The sequence below is a fragment of the Citrobacter sp. wls613 genome (assembly GCF_005281195.1).
GTDB classification, from domain to species: domain Bacteria; phylum Pseudomonadota; class Gammaproteobacteria; order Enterobacterales; family Enterobacteriaceae; genus Citrobacter; species Citrobacter gillenii.
Genome location: NZ_SZXN01000014.1, coordinates 15706 through 18871, shown reverse-complemented (window position 1 = coordinate 18871; position 3166 = coordinate 15706). Strand labels below are relative to the sequence as shown.

At 44.0% G+C, this 3166-nt stretch carries 2 protein-coding genes; both read right to left on the bottom strand.

Translation table 11 applies throughout. The features are described 5' to 3' along the window. Positions 1 to 54: 54 nt before the first annotated feature. Positions 55 to 2379 (bottom strand): hypothetical protein, encoded by a 2325-nt coding sequence (locus FDX01_RS03475; protein ID WP_137399237.1) that lies wholly within the window; start codon positions 2377 to 2379, stop codon positions 55 to 57. Positions 2380 to 2433: 54 nt separating this feature from the next. Then, the coding region (locus FDX01_RS03470; RefSeq protein WP_137399241.1) for a formylglycine-generating enzyme family protein at positions 2434 to 3166 on the bottom strand (733 nt) is incomplete at its 5' end.

Below are 3166 nucleotides of genomic sequence, written 5' to 3'. Positions count from 1 at the left end.
CGCTCAGCAACAGCAGTAGCGCCAGGCTATATTTATAGATTCGGTTATTTTCCATTAATCGTTATTCTCCCATTTTTGCTGATACTGCGGTTCAACCGGCTCAAAATGGCACAGTGAGCTATATAATGGATTATCATCACAGTGCAGCTTATATTGCTTACTGCAGTTGGGAGAAAAAGAATAACCGTAGGTTGGTTTTTCCTTTAAACGTGACACGAGCTCATCGAAATCGCGCAATTCTAGTTTGTCGATGATGTTATCCAACTCGTCATCACTATCAATACCCGTCTGCAGGAATATCCGGATATTCTTTTGTGCCATTTTAACAACCGTATCCTCATTACCCTGATACACCGTTCCCGTTGCGGTAATGCGCGTCAACACCTTTTTCCACTCTCGCTTGGTTTGGATACTGGACAAAATAAACATTACCGCTTTTTTTCGTTCATGGTTGGTATCCGGGATGATGCCATCCCCCTGGTTATTAATATCAATACGATCGTACGCGCCGTCTAAGGTCAGGATATACAGGGCAGAACCTTTTGCTTCAGGCGAATAAAGATACACGTTACCAGGATTGCTATTAATTTCAGACGCAAATTTATTGCGTTTTGCCGACTGATCTCTTGCAGTCATGATTTCTGTAAATGTTTTTTGAACAAAGTCAATGAAATCATCTCGAACATTATGAAATTCAGCCTTCATCTTATCATAATACTCTTTGTATCTTTTCTCCTGGTCCATCAACAAAATATATCCCAAAGCCTTAAATGCTTCTTCCTCAATAATCACCCAGTGCCTATAATCCATGCCATAGAGTTGATAGATAACCCATACTGCGAATTCCATAAACAGTTCAGGAGTAATTTCACCCTCCACGAGGCCCTTCGCGCCGGGGCCCAAACACAAACTGCCATGAATATGAAACCTGAATCTTCCTTTGACAAAGCGAACCCTAAATTCACCACTGGCCCCTGCGCCTAACTGAACTTCGCCCCCCACTTTAAGTGAACCAAAATTCTGAAATGTTCCCAAATGCTCTTCTTTCTTTTTATCTTTCTCTTTTCTGAGTTGGATTAATTTTGCCATCGTTGCGGAGTCAAGCATTAATTCAGGATCAAGACCTAACTTTCTTAACATGGCCGGAATTTCCGCAACCAGTGAAGTGAAGGGCTTCAGCCACTGTAATGTTCCCCCTAAGCTTGCACCAACTTTAGCACCACCAAAGGCTTCAGCTTTTACTTCCAGTCCCTTTTTTGCTTTGCCTTTATTACCCTTAACTTTTACACCTTCTTTTCGTTCTGCAAATGTCGAACTTTTGGTGCTATTACCCATTAATAACTGTTTATTATTATGAGTCACAAACTGTAGGTTAGCTTCTACCTTAGCCGACGCGCCAACATATCCTGTTAACTCCCCGTCTATCTTTGCTCTCAGCACACCAATATTGGCTTCATCCGTATCATTAATCATAAATTTAAGAGGCCAGCCGGTTCGGTCTGGAACATAAATAGTAGAATTAACTTTCCCGGAAAATACCGTTAACTCAGCCTTGGCCTCACCCTTTATTTTAACTTGTCCGGTATCTGGATCCCAGCTGTTAAGAGTTGAAGCATTCGCTGTCAAGCGCATAAATTGAGCACCCGCGGAAACATCAATATGCTCGCCTGTTTTCTTATAAGCTTTATCATTCCATACAGAAGCCCATTCAGTTAATGTATCTTCAAATTTGATGTTGGCACTAACAATCATTGTGCGATCCATCATTTGATTGATCTTTACCCTGGCCGCTTTCAACTTCTCTGATAAAGATTTTATATCGATACCAATAATATTATTATCTTTATCTTTGGTGAAAATATTATCACCACTAAAATCATCCACGGAAATCACTGTGGATTTTTCTTTAAACTTCTTATAATCTTCTTCTTTTATATAAGAATAAAATCGACCAAAGGCATTTTTCTTAACATCTTCAATGGGTATTAGCTCAATTATTGGTTTATATCCGCTTTCTTCATTGAACTCGCCTAACTCCTGTTGCAGATTTTTAGTTGCTGTTTGTAGCTCACCTTCGGCCTTTGAAATTTCTTTTTCCAGTTCAGGCAACCGGTCCTTATTGGCAGTGTCTTTTAACTGAATACCATATTTTTCAATAGCGTTGGAGTATTTACCCTTTGCAATATGATGTGTATTTACCAAATTACTCAGCTTACTCATTGTTTTCTCAAACGCGCTGGCATCCGCTTCATCAATAAAGATTAACTGTAATTTGTCAATCCTGAAATAACATTGGCAAGATTTGACAATCACAACTTTTACATTCGATTCAACTTTACTTAGTTTATGATCTGCTGCTGGCTTATCTGATTCACTCATAATCTTTTCCTTGATTATTCAGATGTATAATGCCTGTAAAAACGGATGATCACCTCACTTCACCGGACTCGGGTGGTTAACGGCGCAGCGCACGGTTTTGTCGGTTGGTGGATAGCCTTTATTTCCCGGATCGGTTTTATAGCGCACCATGGTCAGCCCGCGCCCCGGCCCTGAGTAGTCCTGGCTGCGCAGCACCCGCGTGTAGTACCCGTCCGGGTCTTTGAATACCGGCTGCTCCGGGCCCTGCGGGTCTTTTACCGGCGAATGGCTGTAGTATTCCGGGTCATACCAGTCCTTCATCCATTCCCAGCCGTTTCCGGCCATGTCGTAAATTCCCAGCGGATTGGGGGGACGGAAATCCCGGGGAAGCGGGGATAGCCACTTGAGGGTCAGGCCTGCCTTTTTTGCATACTCTTCAGCATCCAGCTCAGTGGCAATATTGATGCCCCTGCGATTTTCTATACGTATCGTGCCGTCATTAGTGGGCGCCACCACATATTTACCCCGGCTACGCGCCGCGTATTCCCATTGCGCCTCCGTCGGCAGCGAGAACGGCAGGCCCGTCACCTCCCCCAGCCACGCGCAGTACCGCCCCGCTTCGTGCCAGTCCACGCGGGCTGGTGCATCCGGGATTCGTCCCATCTCGTTCCACTTCTGCCGGCTGATACGCCCCTTAACCTCTCGGCCCTTCAGGCCATTCCAGGCCAGATAAAACTGGTACTGCTGGTTGCTGGCTTTGAACTTACTCAGCGAATAGCTGCTTAACTCCACCCGGTGTAATGGCTTA

Coding starts and splice junctions, on each gene's coding strand:
- FDX01_RS03475 (WP_137399237.1), bottom strand. CDS start 2,379: ATGAGTGAATCAGATAAGCCAGCAGCAGATCATAAACTAAGTAAAGTT.